Source organism: Pantoea sp. DY-15 (genome assembly GCF_019795935.1).
GTDB classification, from domain to species: Bacteria; Pseudomonadota; Gammaproteobacteria; order Enterobacterales; family Enterobacteriaceae; genus Pantoea; species Pantoea leporis.
In genome coordinates, this window is the sequence record NZ_JAIMIF010000003.1 from 428,771 (window position 1) to 448,124 (window position 19,354).

The window sequence follows — 19,354 nt, forward strand, 5'->3', positions numbered from 1 at the left end:
TTAACAGAAGGTCACAAAAGCGGTAAAAGGATCACTAAACTGATGTTTTCGAAACTAAAGTAAGTGAGAAATCCTCACATCCTAACGCCTTAAGCGTAGCGCGGGTGGCATCCAGCTGACTCAGCGTGCTGTCCTGGCATTCCGCCAAAACCGCTTGCTGAATTGTCTCCAACGCTTCGTTGCTCATGTTCATCAAAATCAGTGCAGCCTGCAGCGGCGGCAAGCTGGGGTTGAAGGCGGCGTTTTCCGCATAGCGACCGGTAAAGACCTTGCCGCTCTGGCTGCGCAGCGCCACGCCGCTGTAACTCTGGCTGTAAGGCGCGTGACTGTGATTGGCGGCGGTAATGGCAGCTTGTTGCAATGCATCGCCTGCAACCGCAAAACCATGATCGACCGGCGTCAGCAGACGTTCGGTGATGTTCAGATCGGCAGGGCCAAACGCATCCGGCAGATAGTCGCCCAGCGTACTAACCGCGCGTCCCGGCAGGCTGATGCGAATCGCCGTGCCGCTATTCAGCTCGTTCATAAACTGACGACAATGTCCGCACGGCGTGTAGTTAACGGTAATCGCCGCCAGCTTCTCTTCACCGCGCAGCCAGGCATGCGTAATGGCACTTTGCTCGGCGTGTACCGTCTGCTGCAGCGGGGTATGCAGGAACTCCATGTTGGCGCCGAAGTACCAATGGCCGCTGACGCCGCGCGAAATCGCGCCGACGTTAAAATGAGACACGGTTGCCACGGCGCAGCTCGCCGCCAGCGGCAGCAGTTCCAGCGCCAGCGCATCATCATCCAGACCGGTAAGCTGTTTCAGTTGCGCGACATCCTGCGGACGCAATACGCCATGGAAATCCGGCGCATCCAGCAGCGGCTGAATCGCAGCTTGCAGCGCAGCGGGCAGGGCGGAAAAAGCAGTAAGGAATCGTGAATGCATGATGTGATGGCCTCAGTTACGCGTTAGCGGCGATGCGCCGCCTGACGTTTTATATGTGATCCAAGTCGCTCTGACAATGCAAGCTGATTGGGTTGTTTCAACTTTGCGAGATCTCTCGCAAGTTTTAGCCCCACCAATGCATTAATAGCGGAAAAAGCAGCGGCGCCAGTAACGAGGTGATGATGCCGCAAATCACCAGCGCAAGGGAGCTGAACGCGCCTTCCTGATAATCAATCTCGGCTGCGCGCGCGGTACCTAACGCGTGCGATGCGTTACCAATTGCTAACCCGCGCGAGGATTTGTTTTTCACCTTAAACAGATTGAGTAGCATATGGCCAAACACCGCACCCAGCACGCCGGCGATAAGCACGCAGATGGCGCTGATGGCAGGAATACCGTGCAGCGATGCGGAGACCGCCATCGCAATTGGCGTGGTGACGGATTTCGGCATGATGGTGGCGGCGATTTCCGGCGTTGCGCCCATCCACAGCGCAATCGCGGTGCCCGATACCATTGCCGTGATGCTGCCGATGAAGCAGACGCTGATGATGGTTTTCCAGCGCGCGCGAATCTGATGCATCTGCTCATACAGCGGCAACGCCAGTGCCACAACCGCCGGTTGCAGCAACTGATTGAGCAGGCTGCTGCCGGCAAAATAGCGCGTGTAAGGGAGGTTAGTCAGCAGCAGAATCGGAATGACAATCGCCATCGCTACCAGCAATGGATTGACGATGGATATATTAATTTTCACCGCCAGCTTACGCGCCAGGAAATAGGCGATCACGGTCAGCGGCAGCGACCACCATGCATCACTCATTCGGCTTCTCCTGCGGGCGCTGCAGGCGCTCTGCGCTGAGCCCGACAATCAGTAGCACCATAAAAGTACTGACAATGCATGACACCACAATCGGGCCAAACTGCGCGGTGAGAATATCGGTATAGCCCATTACGCCGACGCTAATCGGCACAAACAGCAGCGCCATATAGCGAATCAGCAAATGGCATCCGGGTTTCACCCACTCAACCGGCATGATTTGCAGACCCAGCAGCAGGAACAGCAGCAGCATGCCGATGATGCTGCCGGGAATGGTTATCGGGAGCAGGGCTGAAATCCCCATTCCGGCGTAAAGCGCCGCATAAATGATCACGAAGGCGCGCACATAGCGCCAACAAGCAGAGAGAACGGCAGGCATGTCAGGCTCCTGTTTTCGTAGCGCTTTATCATACGCATTAAGCGATTAGCGTGCTAGCGATCACAATACTGTCTGGCCTGGTCGCCATAAATGGCGACCCTACGAAAAACGCGCCAATCCTTTGTAGGGTCGCCATTAATGGTGACCCCACAATGCGCAGGATCAACAGGTACAAAAAAGCCGCCCTAAGGCGGCTTGTTAGCTTACTTAACCGGCATGCCCGGCACTGCGCCGCTATCAACGGACAGCACAAACAGGTCTTTGCCGCCTGGACCCGCTGACAGCACCATACCTTCGGAAATACCGAAGCGCATTTTACGCGGCGCGAGGTTGGCGACGATGATGGTCATCTTGCCGACCAGCACCGACGGATCCGGATACGCAGCGCGAATGCCAGAGAAAATCTGACGCTTCTCGCCCCCCAAATCCAGCTCCAGACGCAGCAACTTGTCAGAACCCTCAACCAGCTCCGCTTTCTCGATCAGCGCCACGCGCATATCGACCTTGGCAAAATCATCAATGGTGATGGTGTCGCCAATCGGCGCATCAGCCAGCGGACCGGTGGCTGCAGGCTTATTCGCCGCCGCCGCATCTTCTTTCGAGGCCTCAATCAGCGCGTCAACTTTGGTCATTTCGATACGGCCATACAGCGCTTTGAACGGCGCCACTTCATGATCCAGCAACGGTTGGGCAATTGCATCCCAGCTCAGTTCGCTCTGCAGGAAGGCTTCGGCACGCTCGCTCAAAGATGGCAGCACTGGCTTCAGCCAGGTCATCAAGACGCGGAACAGGTTAATGCCCATGGAGCAAATCGCCTGCAGGTCGGCATCGCGGCCTTCTTGCTTTGCTACCACCCAAGGTGCCTGCTCATCGACATAGCGGTTGGCCAGATCGGCCAGCGCCATGATTTCACGGATCGCGCGGTTATATTCGCGGCTGGCCCAGGCTTCGCCAATCTTCTCTGAGGCCGCCACAAAGGTTTGATACAACGCGGGATCGGCCAGTTCACTCGCCAGCTTGCCGCCAAAGCGTTTGGTCAGGAAGCCGGCATTACGTGACGCCAGGTTCACCACTTTGTTCACCACGTCTGCGTTCACGCGCTGCACGAAATCTTCCAGATTCAGGTCGATGTCGTCGATGCGTGAAGAGAGCTTGGCTGCGTAGTAATAGCGCAGGCTATCGGCATCCAGATGCTGCAACCAGGTGCTGGCTTTAATAAAGGTGCCGCGCGATTTAGACATCTTCGCGCCGTTCACCGTCACATAACCGTGTACGAACAGATTGGTTGGCTTGCGGAAGTTGCTGCCTTCCAGCATCGCCGGCCAAAACAGGCTGTGGAAATAGACGATGTCTTTACCAATGAAGTGATACAGCTCAGTAGTGGAATCTTTCTTCCAGAACTCGTCGAAATCGATATCGCCGCGTTTGTCGCACAGGTTTTTGAATGAACCCATGTAACCGATTGGCGCATCCAGCCAGACGTAGAAGTATTTACCCGGCGCGCCAGGGATTTCGAAGCCGAAGTAAGGTGCGTCGCGGGAGATATCCCACTGCTGCAAGCCAGACTCGAACCACTCTTGCATCTTGTTAGCCACCTGCTCTTGCAGTGCGCCTGAACGCGTCCACGCTTGCAGCATCGCGCTGAAAGAGGGCAGATCAAAGAAGAAGTGCTCGGAATCGCGCAGCACCGGCGTCGCGCCTGAGACCACAGATTTCGGGTCGATCAGCTCGGTTGGGCTGTAGGTTGCGCTGCACACTTCGCAGTTGTCGCCATACTGATCCGGTGACTTACATTTCGGGCAGGTGCCTTTGACGAAACGGTCCGGCAGGAACATGCCTTTCTCAGGATCGTACAGCTGCGAAATGGTGCGGTTCTTAATGAAGCCGTTCTCTTTCAGGCGACCATAAATCAGCTCGGACAGCTGACGGTTTTCGTCACCGTGCGTCGAGTGATAGTTGTCGTAGCTGATATTGAAGCCAGCAAAATCCGTTTCGTGCTCCTGCTTCATCTCCGCGATCATCTGCTCCGGCGCGATGCCCAGTTGCTGAGCTTTCAGCATAATCGGCGTGCCGTGAGCGTCGTCTGCACAGATGAAGTGAACCTGGTTGCCACGCATTCGCTGGTAACGGACCCAAATGTCAGCCTGAATGTGTTCAAGCATGTGACCGAGATGGATTGAACCGTTTGCGTACGGCAGTGCGCACGTTACCAGAATTTTTTTAGCGACTTGAGTCATGTTTGCGTAGCGTTCCGTTGAAGAAAAATCGGTGTTAGATGTTAACCGAAGCACCCTCTGGCGTAAACACAGCTGGACATCCACGTCACTTTTAGCGCCTATCTGATATTATTGAACAGACACCGCCGCAATCTGGCGTGATGAATAAACAAGGAGAGGGGATGACTTCACAATCCCAGCAACATCATTCACCTGAGGCGCTGCGAGCATTGGTTATCGGCGTGTTGAGTGACTTTGAACATCCGACGCTGCAACATAACCTGACCACGCTGAAAGCCCTGCGCCATGTCGCGCTGCTGGATGACAAGCTGCATATCGAGCTGGTGATGCCGTTCGCGTGGGCCAGCGCTTTTGAAGAGCTGAAAGCGCAAACCAGCGCCGAACTGCTGCGCCTGACGGACGCCAGCGCCATTGACTGGCGACTGCGCCACGACATCGCCACGCTGAAGCGGGTGAAAAACCATCCGGGCGCAACCGGTGTGAAGAACATCATCGCCGTGAGTTCTGGCAAAGGTGGCGTGGGCAAATCCAGCACCGCTGTGAACATGGCGCTGGCGCTGATCGCTGAAGGGGCGCGCGTGGGGATTCTCGATGCGGATATTTACGGTCCGTCGATCCCTAACATGCTCGGCACCGAAAATCAGCGTCCCACCTCGCCGGATGGCACGCACATGGCACCGATTATGGCGCACGGCCTGGCAACCAATTCTATTGGTTATCTGGTCACCGACGACAATGCCATGGTGTGGCGTGGTCCAATGGCCAGCAAAGCCCTGATGCAGCTGCTCAACGAAACTCTGTGGCCGGATCTCGATTACCTGATCCTCGATATGCCGCCCGGCACCGGCGATATTCAGCTGACGCTGGCGCAAAACGTGCCGGTGACCGGCGCGCTGGTGGTCACCACGCCGCAGGACATCGCCTTGATTGACGCGCGTAAAGGGATGGTGATGTTCGAGAAAGTGAGCGTGCCGGTGCTGGGTGTGATCGAGAATATGAGCATGCACATCTGTAGCCAATGCGGACATCAGGAGCCGATTTTCGGCACCGGCGGTGCGCAGAAGCTGGTGGAAGATTACAGCACCCGTTTGCTGGCCCAGTTGCCGCTACACATTACGCTGCGTGAAGATCTGGATGATGGCGAACCGACCGTGGTGCGCCGTCCGCAGAGTGATTTCACCGCGCTCTACCGCCAACTGGCGGGTCGCGTTGCGGCGCAGCTCTATTGGCAAGGGGAAATTATCCCTGGCGATATCGCGTTCCGCGCCGTTTAACGGCGTCCATTTCCGCTGGTGCGCGTCGCTAGCGGAAAATGCATCAGCACATATTTTCCCTGCTCACTCTCGCCAACCGCTTCGCGCCGCCAGCCGTGTTTGAGATAAAAATCCATCGCCGCCTGATTCTGTTGCAGGCATTTCAAGGCGCCCGTCGAGCTAAATCGCGATTGCACTTTTTCTAACAGCGCGCTGCCCACGCCTTGTCCCTGCGCATCGGGGTCGACATACAGGCTATGCAGGAAGTTGTCATTATCCAGCACCGCCGCAAACCCCACGCGATGCCCATTCAGTTCAGCGACCAGCACGGTTTCGCCCAAAATCACCGCATCGAAATCTTCTAACTGCCAATCATCGCCATCCAGCCACGTCCAGTTATGGCGTCGCGCGGCAAGATACAGTGTGCGCAGAAAAGGCCGATCGGCTTCGTCAAAAAAACGTATATGCACCTGAGAGCTCCATTATGTGAGATGCGCAGAGGCCGTAGCGGCGCAATTTATTGCGCACAATTGACGATTGTTCCGTCTGAATGACGCGCGATAAATCGCGCCGCTACAAATCCGTGCGATAACGCAGCTTAAACTAGCAGTTTCACCGCAAAAAGATAAAGCCTGACAGAACCGCGCCCTTTTTGTGTAGAATGCCTCCGCGAGCCGCATGAAATCAGGTGTCGGCGCTTTGATAGCTTTTGGTTATCTGATTGATAACGTCTGCATATTAGAAGTTGGCCCGAAAATTCTGTAGCCTGCATCACATCTTTTAACGGAGGTCACCATGTCCATCATTAATACCAAGATCAAACCATTTAAAAACGCAGCGTTCAAAAACGGCGAATTCATCGAAGTCACCGAGAAAGACGTTGAAGGTAAATGGAGTGTTTTCTTCTTCTACCCGGCTGACTTCACCTTCGTATGCCCAACCGAACTGGGTGACGTTGCAGACCATCACGAAGAGTTCCAGAAACTGGGTGTAGATATCTACTCTGTTTCTACTGACACGCACTTTACCCACAAAGCCTGGCACGGTTCTTCTGACACCATCGCGAAAATCAAATACGCAATGATCGGTGACCCAACTGGCGCGCTGACCCGTAACTTCGAAATCATGCGCGAAGACGAAGGTCTGGCAGACCGCGGTACCTTCATCGTTGACCCGCAAGGCATCATCCAGGCGATCGAAATCACTGCAGAAGGCATTGGCCGTGACGCATCTGACCTGATCCGCAAAGTGAAAGCCGCTCAGTACGTTGCTTCTCACCCAGGTGAAGTTTGCCCGGCAAAATGGAAAGAAGGCGAAGCAACTCTGGCTCCATCACTGGACCTGGTTGGCAAAATCTAAGTTAGCTGCCATTCGATCTTTCTCTATCGGGTGCTACGGCACCCGATTTTCATGACAGGAACTCACTATGCTCGACACCAATTTAAAATCCCAACTCAAGGCTTACCTTGAGAAACTAACGAAACCGGTTGAGTTGATTGCCACATTGGATGATGGCGCCAAATCGGCAGAGATTCGCTCTCTGTTGGCCGATATCGCGGGCTTGTCAGACAAAGTCAGCTTCCGCGAAGAGAACGATCGTCCGGTGCGTAAACCCTCTTTCCTGATCACTAACCCAGGCAGCCAGAGCGGTCCGCGTTTTGCCGGTTCGCCAATGGGTCACGAATTTACTTCACTGGTTTTAGCCCTGCTGCAAACCGGTGGACACCCTTCGAAAGAAGCGCAGAGCCTGCTGGATCAGGTTGTGGCTTTGGAAGGCGACTTCCACTTCGAAACGTATTACTCCCTGTCGTGCCACAACTGTCCTGACGTGGTACAGGCGCTGAACCTGATGGCGGTGCTGAACCCGCGTATCAGCCATACCGCGATTGACGGCGGTATGTTCCAGAACGAAATCACCGAGCGCAACGTGATGGGCGTGCCGGCGGTATTCCTCAACGGCAAAGAGTTCGGTCAGGGCCGTCTGAGCCTGGCGGAAATCGTCGGTAAAGTGGACACCAACGCCGACAAGCGCGCGGCGGAAGAGCTGAACAAACGTGATGCCTACGAAGTATTGATCGTCGGCAGCGGCCCGGCGGGCGCAGCAGCGGCCATCTACTCGGCACGTAAAGGCATCCGTACTGGCCTGATGGGCGAGCGTTTCGGTGGTCAGGTGCTGGACACCGTAGACATTGAAAACTACATCTCCGTACAGAAAACCGAAGGCGCGAAGCTGGCCGGTTCTTTGCGTGCCCACGTTGATGATTACGATGTTGATGTGATTGATACCCAGAGCGCCATCAAGCTGATTCCGGCGGCGAAAGAGGGCGGTCTGCACGCAATTGAAACCGCATCTGGCGCAGTACTAAAATCCCGCAGCATCATCATTGCTACCGGCGCACGCTGGCGCAACATGGGCGTACCGGGCGAAGAGCAGTATCGCACCAAGGGCGTAACTTATTGCCCGCACTGCGACGGCCCGCTGTTTAAAGGCAAACGCACCGCGGTGATCGGCGGCGGTAACTCAGGCGTGGAAGCGGCAATCGATTTGGCCGGTATTGTTGAGCACGTGACGCTGCTGGAATTTGCCAGCGAAATGCGCGCCGACAAAGTGCTGCAGGACAAACTGCGCAGCCTGAAAAACGTCGATGTGATTCTGAACGCACAGACCACCGAAGTGAAAGGCGACGGCAGCAAAGTCACCAGCCTGACCTACATCGACCGTAACAACCAGAGCAGCCACGAAATCGCGCTGAGCGGCATCTTCGTGCAGATTGGTTTGCTGCCGAACACCACCTTCCTGGAAGGTGCGGTTGAGCGCAACAAGATGGGCGAAATCATCATTGATGCCAAGTGCGAAACCAGCCTGAAAGGCGTGTTTGCCGCAGGCGACTGCACCACGGTGCCGTACAAGCAGATCATCATCGCCAGCGGTGAAGGCGCGAAAGCCTCACTCAGCGCCTTTGATTATCTGATTCGCACCAAACCGGCTGAATAAGTTTTGCGATAGCCACGCAATAGCCCTGCAACGCATGTTGCGGGGCTTTTTTTTATATAGGAACAATGATTAGCCTAACCAGCGTATGGCTTGCGCATCGCTAATATCGCGGTAATAGATTTTATGCAGCCGTTCGCCACAGCCTTTACATTGTGCTTCAACATGAGTTGAGAAGTAGGCTCGCCCGGTGGGAGAAATAGCGCCTTTGCGGGAAATACGGATGTTATGCCATTTGTGTGCATGCGGAATAAAGCTGAAGAATTTTAATTTCATTATCGCTACCGGAATGGAGTGGGCGGTGTTTATCTTCAAATCCGGAGCGCAATTAGGCCCGTTTTCTGGCCTAATAAATTTGATAAGTATCAAGGTGATTAAAACTTTGCTTATTTCACCGCGCTTCTGTTGCTTCCGGTGCGAATAAAAATAGATTCGCACCGGATTATTTGATCGCGGAAGGATTACAGCGTTAGCGCCATAAACACGATTTCATCACTAAACCGTGCAACCTCCTGTTTCATACTGCTCATCACCTTAAAACCTTTCTTGCGATAGATCATAGCTGCCGGGTTCGATTGCCAGACGCATAAGGTGATGCGGCGCATTTTTTGCTGTTTGGCTTGATCCTTAAGCTTTGACAAAATTTGATTGAAATAGCCTTTTCCCTGTTCCTCTGGCTCCAGCGCCACGCTGCAAATGAAGAAATCGTCCGGCTGGCGATGCTGATTCACGAAACTGTCGTAAGCCACATCCAGTGGAAAAACCTCCTGACGATAGCCATATTGCACCTTGATGTGATCGTAATCCTGAATCGGCGCAGCGTTAACGAAACCCACCATTTTTCCCTGCGGATTATAAATCACGGCAATCTGTTGCAGGAAAGGCTGGATATTTTGCCGCAGCTGTAGGGTGGTTATATCAGTGGCATAAATATTATCGACCGAGCAGTATTCCAGATAGCTGGTGGTGAAAATTAATTTCGCCATCGCGAGTTGTTCTTGCTTGTCTGTAATACTTCCCGGTTTGAAGATCAGTGGCGACGCTTTCTGACCATCAATCGGCTGCCAGAAATCACCTGCTTTAATATTCTTTGCGGTAAGCGCAATTAAAAAATCGCTGAATAATGCATTCACTTTATCCAGTTGCGGATCCTGAGAGAGCACGCCGTAATAGTGATAATAGGGAATTTCAGCGCGCAGCTGCGGCGCATAAGCAATTTGCAGCATATCGCATTCAGAAAGCAAAGGTACCAGTTCACCCAACTGCAGAGGATCGCTTAATTGCCAGTCGCGTTGTGCTAGCTGAGTAATCGTATGCTGATAATGCTGCTGCTCTTCACCACTCAGCGGGCGACGTTCACCGCTGAGAATATCCTCCGTCAGGCGCATGCCTTTAATCCCGCTCACGCGATGCTGCTGAACATCAAAACCCCATACGGCAAACCGGCTGAAATCCTGATGGCTGAGCTGCGTGACCTGCAATTGCTCGCACCATAACTGGTAAAAAGGTTCGAAGATGGCGCGTTCGCTTTCCGGCGTTTTTGCTGGAATTGGCTGAGGCCAGCCGCGATACACCGCACTGAGCCGCCGTTGTAAATTCTGCAACACCGGATTGTTTTGATGACTGATGATCATGCCGGTTTCATCGGTGAAGAGATTCAGCCAATTTATTTGCTGCTGTTCTGCCGTAAAATCAGGCAGTTCAGGATGACAGAGAAACAGCGTCGCAGGCTGAGCGGGAAGTGTATCGGCATCCATATAAACGCCGCCGCACCGATTGAGAATCGCCAGGCGGAAGAAGTCAGAGAGCGTGGCGTAATAGCGCTTATCATGCAGTTGCTGCAGCACATTGATCAGGGCGCCATCAAATGACTGCATCAGTGCGCTCAGGCTGTTGACCTGCACCAGCGCATCAGGCAGAAACAGCGTGCCAGCATGAAAGGGGCTGTTTCCCTGCTGAGCGACGAAGCGGCCCTCTGTCGCCAGCTGCTGTGCATCCCACACCCATAGCGTTTGCTGGAAATCACTGCGACTGGCTTCTATCGCGCGTTGCCATTGGGCAATGGTGCGGTTGACGTTGAGTGGTGATGGTCCGCCGAGCCAGACGCGATGGAGCGTGCATTCATTACCTGTCAGTCGGCTGGTGGGCACCGCGAACATCGAAGAGAGTTCCGCAACGCACACCTCGTGCGGCTGGTGTTCCACTTGCCACTGTTTAAACTGCCGTAACGCTTGTTGCCAGTCTGCTGTCGCGGGATAGGTAAAGCGCTTTTTAAGCGCGGCGAGTTGGCGTTCGTAGTGAGGTAAAAACGTTTCGCGCGTCATCATCAGATTTCGCTCCCGGCTGGTTGAGCAACATAGCCTTGCGGATTTTGCGTATGCCAGCGCCATGCGTCGCGCAGCATGTCTTCGAGGCCGCGAGTTGCTTGCCAGCCCAATTCTTTTTTCGCCTGACCGGGATCGGATAAGCAGATGGCGACATCGCCGGGACGACGCGGGCGCATATCGAGCGGCACGCTTCGGCCGCTCACCTGTTCAAACATCTGCACGATTTCCAGCACCGAGTAGCCTTGTCCGGTACCCAGGTTGTAATGGCGATAGCCCGGTTTGAGATGATTTAGCGCCTGAATATGACCTTCGGCTAAATCCATCACGTGGATGTAGTCGCGCACGCCGGTGCCGTCGGGCGTTGCATAGTCATCACCAAATACCGGCAGATGGCTTCTTAGTCCATTGGCAACCTGAAACAGATAGGGCAGCAAATTGTTGGGAATCCCTTCAGGATGCTCACCAAGCTGGCCGGAGGGATGTGCGCCGGCAGGATTGAAATAGCGCAGTGCGGTAATGGCTAACTCAGGTTGTGCATCAACCACTTCACCCATGATCTTCTCCACCATATATTTGGAGGCGCCATAAGGGTTGGTGGTATTGCCGGTATCACAGTTCTCACACAGCGGAATCTTTACCGGAATGCCATAAACCGTGGCGGATGAGCTGAAAATAAGTTTTTTCACCTGATGCTGCTTCATGGTTTCCAGCAGCATTAGCGTTCCGGCAATATTGTTTTGATAATACTTCACCGGTTTCTGCAGCGATTCATTTACCGATTTCAGCCCAGCCATATGAATAACCGCATCAATTGGCTGATGGCTAAATACCAGATTTAGATCGGTGCGGCGGCGAATATCGCCCTGATGAAACGTCATTTTCTTTCCGCTTAACGCTTCGACACGCCTTAATGCCAGTGGTGAGCTATTACACAAATTATCCAGCACGATCACACGATGGTTTTTTTGCAGCAGGCTAAGGGCAATGTGTGAGCCAATATAGCCCGCACCGCCAGTAATTAAGACATTCATTTACGTACACTCCATGTGTTTTGTTGCGCGCAGCGGTGCGCGACGAATGAGGGTGTTTAAACATTGTCGACCTTTGTTATCAGTAGTAATGACATCACCAACAGCACACAGGCTGCCGGCCAGATGGCCAGCGGTGAGACGGTGGTGATAATTCCCTGTAAAACGCCAGCAAGCAGCACGCCGATGGACATCGAATTGGTATACAGCGTGGCCGCCATTCCCTGACGATGTTGCAGTAAATCCTGAAACCAGAACATGCCAACGGTAGCGATGATAGCGATGAAAATGGCATTGAAAATTTGCAGTAACATCAGTGGGATAAAACTTTTACTGAAGTAAATTCCCACATAAAACATCATGCCGCACAGCATGGCTGCCTGCATTTGCGTTTTCTTACCCCAGCGTTTGAGCATGCTGGCGCTGAGCAGCATGATCGGTATTTCCAGCGCCGCAGCGAGGCCAAAAAGCACGCCACTCCAGTCGGCAGACAAGGTTGGCTGCTCTGCCAGATGCAAAGGAAACGCAATCAGATAGAGTGCGCTGCAGCTCCATACCAGCAAGGTGGCAAACATCAGGAAGCAAAGGTTTTGCCCCAGCGGCTGCCGGTCCGGTTGCTTTGCAGGAGTAGCGCTTGCCAGCCGCTCGCCAGGCGGCAAGGTGACAGCCAGCAGCGTCACGCTCAGTAACAGCACGAACATGACGGCATACAGCCAGGTGAAGCCGGCCAACTGAACAATCCAGAATGCCAGCGGTGGGCCGAATACCCACGCCAGCGAAAATTGCGCGCGTAAAATGGCGCTGAAAGCATTGTCACTGCGGGTTTGCCGTGCCAGCGCGAACAGTTGCGGTATCGCCGCACTGCCGCAAGCATTGAGCAGCGAGCCGAGCGAAATTAACAGCAGATAATCGCGGCAGAAGATAAACAGCAGCGCATTGAGCGCCTGTGCGAATAAGCACAAGAGCAGTAGCGGGCGACGCTGCGTGACACGATCTGAATAACGGGCAATCAGTAAGCTCATCGCAATACTGCTGAGCGCATTAACGCTGTAAAAGGCGCCGATTTTCCAGGCTGCTACGTTGAGTTCAACTGCCAGAAATAAGCTGAGCGTCGGAATGAACAGGGCGCCGCTTAAACCGGCACCCAGCGCAACCATATAAAAAGAAAAGGTTGAGTGTTTCATCGACATCCTTGTCAGTGTTCGCCCCAGGCACTCCAGCGAGGGGCAGAAAGTTTTTAAAGTGCTTCAGCGCGGCTGAAGCGTTTGCCATCCGGACTCACGCTACGCACCCAGACTTTATCGCTAGTAGTAATCGCCGGTTTGGCATGCGGTTGATAACGCTGCCAGCGCTTACCCTTATCCAGGCTGTACTCCAGCGGCAGACCCGGCAGCGCAATGTTCATGGTCAGCGTGCCATTCTCGACGCGCGCACCCGGCACCGGTAAACGGTAGTGAATACCGGCTTTATCCATCTTGCCTAGCTCACGCTGGCCTAACAGGTTGGCGAAACGCTGCCAGTCCTGATTGCGCTGCTGCTGGTTAACGAAGTGGGTTTCACCGCCTTTAAAGGTGCGGCCTTGCTGATAATCCAGCTCCCACTCCGCGCGATGCCAACCGCGTTCGGCCACCGACAGCAGGCGCGGGAATACCATGTAATCCATCTGCTGATCGGTACGCGTGGTTTCACTCCACAGCTGTACTGAAATGCCGTATGCGCCTGACCACGGCTTATTCGAGGTGGCATCAAAGGTCTTCCCGTCGCGATCCACCGAGGTTTCAGCGTTCTGCGGCAGGTTGTCCGGCGCGAAGCCAAACATCTTGCGCTCATCGCTGAAGCGTGTGCCCCAGTAATAGCCGCGCTCGTTAGGATTCACCTCATACGGGAAGTCCATGTAGACGTAATCCGGATTGGAGATCACCACTTCATAATCTTTCAGCGTCCAGTCGTTGGCGGTGTCAAAGCCGCCCCAATAGAGCGTGTCCCAGAAGTTAACGCGTACGCGCGAAGTGGCGAAGGCGTGCGCGTCAGTGGCATCTTTCAATCCATCCTGCCAGGCCTGCATCACCGGAATGCCGTGCGCTTTCACCATCTTGCTCACTTCCAGCGCGAAGTGACTTGGCAAGTGCTCCAGATCTTCCACCTTGCCGGATTTCACCACCGCCTGGCAGACCTGAGATTTTGCCCAGGGTTTGTCCTCTTTGCTTTGGTCTAAAATGCCCGTTCCCGCTTTCGGGTTCTTAACATCGCTGTAGCCGCTACCGAGGCGAATGTTTTTCGCTTCATCACCGCCAAAGTGCCAGGTGGTCAACGGTTGGCCGGCTTCGCGGTGCATCGCCTGCACTTCACCCATCACTTTATCGACAAATCGCTTCGAGGAATCGAGGCAAGGATTGAGATAGCTGGTGCGGTCGTACAGCTGCACGGAACGGGTATTCGAGGTATCCGTGGGATCCACCAATCGATATTCACTGGCCTGCTGCGGTTTACCCGCTTTCATCAGTTGCTGATATCGCGCCTCCATAGAGATCACCGCCGCGCGTGCATGCGCGGGCATATCGATTTCCGGGATCACTTCGATGTTGCGCGCCTGCGCATATTTGACGATCTCGATATAATCGGCGCGGCTGAAATGTCCGGTTCCGTTGTTATTCGTGAGCGGGCCGGAGCCCAATTGCGGCAGAAGACATTGCTGCTCAGTCAGATCGTGACAACGCTTACTGCCGACGTCGGTCAACTCTGGCAGACCGGGGATTTCGATACGCCAGGCTTCGTCATCGGTCAGGTGGAAGTGGAATTTATTCATCTTCCACGCCGCCATTTGATCGAGCATGCGCAGCACCGCTTGCTTGCTGTGGAAATTACGCGCCACATCGAGGAAGGCACCGCGATAGGCAAAGCGCGGTGCATCTTTCGCTTCAAGCGTGGCGATAATCGGTTTACCTTCAGCCGGCACCAGCGACAGTAACGACATTAAGCCGTAGTAAACGCCAGCCTGATCGTAACCAATGATATCGGTGCCGCGCGGTGTGATGCGCAGTTGATAAGCACCGGAAACCGCCTCTGCGCCGTGGAAATGATTGACGGCGATACGGGTATGAATGTCATAACCCGCTGACTGCGATTTGAGCCCCATCAAATCGAAACGCTGTTTAACTGCATCGGCCTGGTTGTCCGCCAATACCTCAAGATGCAAGGCAACGCCACGGCTCAGATCTACATCCGCCGCATGAACTTTCACCGAACGCGGCGTTGGGGTGATTTGTCCGCGCAGCGCGCTGGCAGGCAGTTGCGCCACATCGGCATTCTTTGAGAAGCGACTTTGCGGCAGCATTAGCACGTTTTTATCGTCGGCAATGCGCTTCCATTGGCCGCCAAACGGCTTAACAAAGTCGCTGAGGTTTTCGGTATCGGTGCTGGTGATAATTTTTGGCGTGGCATTGGCGGCGGTGACATACCAGCGCGGCATCACGTCGGTGATAAACAGCTGCCAGTATTCATTGACGATAGGGATCTCAATCGACTCACCCGCCGCGATACCTTTGAATTTCTCCGTCGGTTCCAGACGGGTTAAATCGCCGACGATATGGGTCATTTTGAACTGATCCTTATCCACCCGCAGCGTTTCGTGCACGTTGCTCATGTAGATTGCCCAGTTTTTACTGGTGAGCGCCGGACCGTTGTTGGTCAGCGTGATGGTAGCGGTGTTGCAGGATGCCCAATCGGCACCGAGTTTCGCGCAGTTCACGCCGTGATCGGCCGCCTGGTTGTCAGTGACCTGATACTGCACGCCGAATTGACTGATTTGATCGACGACCTGCTGATTACTGCGCGGGGATGAACTGCAGGCGGCAAGGCTCATCACGCTCAGCGCCAGTAAACTGATTTTTAACTTTTTCATGTTGTTATCCTTCTCCACGGAGGTAAGTCTCTGGCTCCTGCCAGATCGGGGTCAAAACAGGGTGAATGGCGCGACGACCATAAATTTGATGTCTTTCTCGTCCTGGAAGATGTTGCCGTAGCCGCCGCTATAGCTGGGAAGATCGCTGTGATTGTCGTAGCGGGTGTAGTGCAGTTTGAATTGGGTGTCTTTGGCGCGGCCTTGCTGGATGGTGTAAACCAGGTCGAGGCTCCACGCTGATTCTTTCAGGCGCTGATTTTGGTCGTAGAGGGGATTGGTGGAAGGCTTCGCGTCCCAACCGTAGGCGTACGATGTACCGACTTGCCAGCCAGGTAATTGCCAGTGTCCCAAATCGACCATCACACCGGCGAAGAGCGCTTTCTCACCGTTGGCGTTCCAGTCTGAGCGAGAATCCCACCACACGTCCATGCGGCCATTCGAGCTGGCGTAAGACGGCGTCATACGTTGCAGGAAGAAGCCCTGATTACCCTCGGCTTTTACCCATGTGCCTTCGAGGCGGAAATCGAACGCGCCGAGCGTGTAGCCGAACGTCAGCGCCTGCAGCCACGCGAGGCCATCGTAAACATCGTTCACCTGGCCAACGCCGCTGTTGTCACGATCCTTCGCGCCATAAAATTGATAACTGGTGCGCAGCGGTGCATCGGCCAGCGGCAGCTGATAAGAGGCTTTGGCAAAATACTGATCCATGTAATTTGCCGCCTGGCCGTAGGCGCCTTCCAGCACCAGCGCGTTTTTAAAATCGTATTTGGCACCAAAGGATTGCAGCCACGGAATCTCCGTCACGCCATCGGCTTTACGGAAGTTGTACATGTCGCGATACCACGGCGCTTTGTATTCGTCAGTCCACATCCAGGAGACGGAAAGGGCGCCGGCGTCGCTAAAATCAAAGGAGGTGCCGGCCTCAACGCCGCGATAGGTGCCGGGCAGGAAGCTCCAGTGCGGTGCCAGCAGCGTCTGCCCGGTGGGCTGCAGATAGCCTGCGCGCAGCCAGTTATCCTGCCATTTTGCCTTGATGGCGGCTTTATAGAGACTTAAGCCGCTCTTATCTCCGCTCCAGTCCTCATCCCAGCGCGTACGGGCATTGCTGAAACCAATTTCATTCGGTGCCGCCGGGCCGCCGTTGCTTAACTCCAGCGCGCCAAACGCTGCCAGATCGAGGCCGATCACCTCACCGGCGTAACCGGATGAGAAGTCGAGATTGGCATTCGCAGAGGCGTGATGCAGATTGGCATCATACTGACCGTACGAGCCTTTTTGCGGATCCATCTCTTTGCGATCGCGCTGGCGTTGCCAGTAAAACAGATTGCCAGAGAGAGTGGCGTCTTCGACAAAACCCACGGCGTGGGCGGAGGGAACCGGCACAAAAGTGCCGGCAAACAGGGCAGAGACAATGGCCGCAGAGAGCGGCGCGCGTGGAATCCGACGCATAGCAAATCCTCCGTGATGCTTCCATGAACAATTAATAAATCCGTATTGTTTCGTCATGAAACAAGTTGCCGAGGATGCTATTTTTCGCGACGCGAATTATCAATGGGATTTATTACAAAGTATGACGCAGCACGCAAAAAAGCGTCGTTTTAAGGCGTTTTATCAATAAGTTACATGAATGTGTAATTTGTTGCTTTGTGAGCCAGATTCCAGGAAAGCGGCGTTTACTTGCTTTACCCCAACTTGTTCCCTATGCTCGCCAACGTAGTTTTGACTCGGGGTGCCCCTCTAATACAGGGCTGAGATACACCCGCCGACCTGATCTGGATAATGCCAGCGTAGGGAAGTCAGATGCCTGACCGCATTCGCCTTCTTGATCGCCGGTTGGGAGCCTTATGAAACAGCCTGACCTTCTTTCCCCCGCGCAACTCGCGCACTCTCTGCAACGGCTGCGTCAGCAAGCGCCGCTGGTGCACTGCATGACCAATGACGTGGTGCAAACCTTTACCGCCAACGTGCTGCTGGCACTGCAAGCTTCGCCCGCGATGGTGATCGATCCCGAAGAAGCGGCGCAGTTCGCCGGTTTTGCCGATGCGTTGTTGATAAACGTAGGTACGCTGACGCGCGATCGCCGTGATGCGATGCTGGCGGCGGTGCAAGCGGCGCAAAGCGCAGGCACGCCGTGGACGCTGGATCCGGTGGCGGTCGGCGCATTAACGCTGCGCACCGCCTTTTGCCAGCAGTTGCTGAGCCTGCAACCGGCGGCGATTCGCGGTAACGCTTCAGAAATTCTCGCACTGGCGCAACAGGCTAGCGGCGGACGCGGTGTCGACAGTCTGCATCAGGCCGATGCCGCGTTAAGCGCTGCCCAGCAGCTGGCGCGTGATTACCACACCGTTGTGGCGGTGACCGGTGAAGTGGATTATGTCACTGACGGCGTGCAGACATTCGCCATCCCCGGCGGCAGCCCGCTGATGACGCGCGTGGTTGGCACCGGCTGCGCGTTGTCGGCGGTGGTTGCCGCCTGCACCAGCTTGCCGGGCGATCGCCTGCAGCATGTCGCTGCGGCCTGCCGCGTGATGTCGCTGGCGGGTGAGCAGACCGCACGTCAGGTCGCCGGGCCAGGCAGCTTTGCCGCTGCTTTCCTCGATACGCTGTGGACGCTGGAGGTCGAGTCATGAAACGCATCAATGCATTGACCATTGCTGGCACCGATCCGAGCGGCGGCGCAGGTATTCAGGCCGACCTCAAAGCTTTCTCCGCGCTGGGCGCGTATGGCACCAGCGTCATCACCGCGCTGGTGGCGCAGAACACCTGCGGCGTGCAGTCGGTGTATCGCATCGAACCTGATTTTGTTGGCGCACAGCTCGATTCGGTACTGAATGATGTGCGCATTGATGCTGCGAAGATTGGCATGCTGTCCGAAACCGCGATTGTCGAAGTGGTCGCCGAGCGGCTGAAACGGGCCAGCCTGCCGTTTGTGGTGCTGGATACGGTGATGATTGCCAAAAGCGGCGATGCGCTGCTGTCGCCGGATGCGGTGGCCAGCGTGCGCGAATTGCTGCTGCCGCAGGTATCACTGATCACACCAAACCTGCCGGAAGCCTCCGCGCTGCTGGGACGCGCGATGGCGCAGGATGAGAAAACCATGTTGCAGCAGGGCGATGCGCTGCTCGATCTTGGCTGTGAAGCGGTGCTGATGAAGGGCGGACATCTTAGCGATGCCGAAAGCCCGGACTGGCTAATAACGCGCGACGGACGCCAGCGCTTTACCGCGCCACGCGTCAATACGCGCCACACGCACGGCACCGGATGCTCGCTCTCCGCGGCGCTGGCGGCGTTGCGTCCGCGCCATGATAGCTGGGCGGCAACGGTGGCCGAAGCCAAAGCGTGGTTACAGCAGGCGCTTCTGCACGCCGATTCGCTGGAGGTCGGCAAAGGCATTGGGCCGGTGCACCATTTCCATCAATGGTGGTAGGGCGTAACGCCAGATTGCCGCTTTTTCACTGCACATCCGTCTGAAAAATGGAGTCAGCAATTTGC

16 protein-coding genes and 1 riboswitch are annotated in these 19,354 nt (G+C 55.0%); of the genes, 5 read left to right on the top strand and 11 right to left on the bottom strand.

What is annotated here, in order from left to right:
* Positions 1-34: 34 nt before the first annotated feature.
* The 4 genes from cdd to metG all read right to left on the bottom strand — a co-directional run bounded on the left by cdd (position 35) and on the right by metG (position 4,361).
* The gene (cdd, locus tag K5Y32_RS14580; RefSeq protein ID WP_222184719.1) at positions 35-931 is read right to left on the bottom strand and encodes a cytidine deaminase; all 897 of its coding nucleotides are present in this window, start codon (positions 929-931) and stop codon (positions 35-37) included.
* 124 nt (positions 932-1,055) lie between these two features.
* Positions 1,056-1,748 carry a CidB/LrgB family autolysis modulator gene (locus tag K5Y32_RS14585; protein ID WP_222184721.1) on the bottom strand — a complete coding sequence of 231 codons (693 nt, stop codon included), beginning with the start codon at positions 1,746-1,748 and terminating at the stop codon, positions 1,056-1,058.
* On the bottom strand, positions 1,741-2,124 hold the full coding sequence (locus tag K5Y32_RS14590) for a CidA/LrgA family protein (RefSeq protein WP_192411506.1): 384 nt from the start codon (positions 2,122-2,124) through the stop codon (positions 1,741-1,743). Before K5Y32_RS14590 ends, K5Y32_RS14585 begins: the two co-directional genes overlap by 8 nt.
* A 203-nt stretch (positions 2,125-2,327) precedes the next feature.
* A complete protein-coding gene (gene metG / locus K5Y32_RS14595) occupies positions 2,328-4,361 on the bottom strand; it encodes a methionine--tRNA ligase (protein WP_222184723.1) in 2,034 nt (677 codons plus the stop codon).
* 161 nt (positions 4,362-4,522) lie between these two features.
* On the opposite strand from metG, the gene apbC reads away from it, so the two are divergent.
* Positions 4,523-5,635 carry an iron-sulfur cluster carrier protein ApbC gene (apbC, locus tag K5Y32_RS14600; RefSeq protein ID WP_222184725.1) on the top strand — a complete coding sequence of 371 codons (1,113 nt, stop codon included), beginning with the start codon at positions 4,523-4,525 and terminating at the stop codon, positions 5,633-5,635.
* On the opposite strand, the gene K5Y32_RS14605 is transcribed toward apbC, so the two are convergent.
* Positions 5,632-6,084, bottom strand: coding sequence for a GNAT family N-acetyltransferase (locus K5Y32_RS14605; RefSeq protein ID WP_137386156.1), 453 nt, complete (start codon positions 6,082-6,084; stop codon positions 5,632-5,634). The two genes, apbC and K5Y32_RS14605, sit on opposite strands and share 4 nt — an antisense overlap.
* A 325-nt stretch (positions 6,085-6,409) precedes the next feature.
* Between K5Y32_RS14605 and ahpC the strand changes: the two genes are divergently transcribed.
* Positions 6,410-6,973, top strand: a complete 564-nt coding sequence (gene ahpC, locus K5Y32_RS14610; RefSeq protein WP_101763328.1) for an alkyl hydroperoxide reductase subunit C — start codon at positions 6,410-6,412, stop codon at positions 6,971-6,973.
* Between the two features lie 67 nt (positions 6,974-7,040).
* The gene (gene ahpF / locus K5Y32_RS14615; RefSeq protein WP_222184727.1) at positions 7,041-8,609 is read left to right on the top strand and encodes an alkyl hydroperoxide reductase subunit F; all 1,569 of its coding nucleotides are present in this window, start codon (positions 7,041-7,043) and stop codon (positions 8,607-8,609) included.
* Between the two features lie 69 nt (positions 8,610-8,678).
* Here ahpF and K5Y32_RS14620 read toward each other — a convergent pair whose 3' ends face one another.
* The 6 genes from K5Y32_RS14620 to K5Y32_RS14645 form a co-directional block, all read right to left on the bottom strand.
* Entirely contained in the window at positions 8,679-8,882 is a 204-nt protein-coding gene (locus K5Y32_RS14620) for a hypothetical protein (RefSeq protein WP_101763330.1), read from the bottom strand.
* Between the two features lie 185 nt (positions 8,883-9,067).
* Positions 9,068-10,933, bottom strand: a complete 1,866-nt coding sequence (locus K5Y32_RS14625) for a GNAT family N-acetyltransferase (protein WP_222184729.1) — start codon at positions 10,931-10,933, stop codon at positions 9,068-9,070.
* Complete coding sequence (galE, locus tag K5Y32_RS14630; protein WP_222184731.1) at positions 10,933-11,964, bottom strand: UDP-glucose 4-epimerase GalE; 1,032 nt, start codon at positions 11,962-11,964, stop codon at positions 10,933-10,935. Before galE ends, K5Y32_RS14625 begins: the two co-directional genes overlap by 1 nt.
* A 56-nt stretch (positions 11,965-12,020) precedes the next feature.
* A complete protein-coding gene (locus tag K5Y32_RS14635; RefSeq protein WP_222184733.1) occupies positions 12,021-13,145 on the bottom strand; it encodes a sugar efflux transporter in 1,125 nt (374 codons plus the stop codon).
* Positions 13,146-13,198: 53 nt separating this feature from the next.
* Complete coding sequence (locus tag K5Y32_RS14640; protein WP_222184734.1) at positions 13,199-15,862, bottom strand: beta-N-acetylhexosaminidase; 2,664 nt, start codon at positions 15,860-15,862, stop codon at positions 13,199-13,201.
* A 51-nt stretch (positions 15,863-15,913) separates the two neighbouring features.
* Positions 15,914-17,311, bottom strand: a complete 1,398-nt coding sequence (locus K5Y32_RS14645) for an OprD family outer membrane porin (RefSeq protein WP_222184736.1) — start codon at positions 17,309-17,311, stop codon at positions 15,914-15,916.
* Positions 17,312-17,577: 266 nt separating this feature from the next.
* A riboswitch (TPP riboswitch) is annotated at positions 17,578-17,673 on the top strand.
* Positions 17,674-17,706: 33 nt separating this feature from the next.
* Between K5Y32_RS14645 and thiM the strand changes: the two genes are divergently transcribed.
* Positions 17,707-18,492 (top strand): hydroxyethylthiazole kinase, encoded by a 786-nt coding sequence (gene thiM, locus K5Y32_RS14650; RefSeq protein WP_222184738.1) that lies wholly within the window; start codon positions 17,707-17,709, stop codon positions 18,490-18,492.
* Positions 18,489-19,289, top strand: a complete 801-nt coding sequence (gene thiD / locus K5Y32_RS14655) for a bifunctional hydroxymethylpyrimidine kinase/phosphomethylpyrimidine kinase (RefSeq protein WP_222184740.1) — start codon at positions 18,489-18,491, stop codon at positions 19,287-19,289. The genes thiM and thiD overlap by 4 nt, the downstream gene beginning before the upstream one ends.
* Positions 19,290-19,354: the final 65 nt, after the last annotated feature.